The sequence below is a fragment of the Vibrio sp. 10N.222.49.C12 genome, assembly GCF_041475025.1.
Taxonomy (GTDB): Bacteria; Pseudomonadota; Gammaproteobacteria; order Enterobacterales; family Vibrionaceae; genus Vibrio; species Vibrio crassostreae_C.
The window spans coordinates 118,998-119,200 of the sequence record NZ_JBFRVF010000055.1 but is presented as its reverse complement, the minus strand read 5'-3'; the positions used below and the strand labels follow the sequence as shown (position 1 = coordinate 119,200).

1 protein-coding gene is annotated in these 203 nt (G+C 50.7%); it reads left to right on the top strand.

From position 1 onward, the window contains the following. Positions 1-203: VCBS domain-containing protein (locus AB4583_RS16505; RefSeq protein WP_372118378.1), on the top strand; the 203-nt coding region annotated here is incomplete at both ends.

Here is a 203-nt window from a genome sequence, read left to right as displayed (position 1 = left end):
GAAGAAACCTTCACGGTGTCGTCTGTAGATGGCACACCGTCCACCATCAAAGTGACGATTAACGGCACTAACGACGCCGCTACTGTCAGCAGTGCGACCGTTGCCATCGATGAAACCGACAAAGCGGTAACTACCTCAGGTACGCTAACCAGTACTGACGTGGATAATCCAGATAATGCCTTCACACCGGATTCTATTTCAGG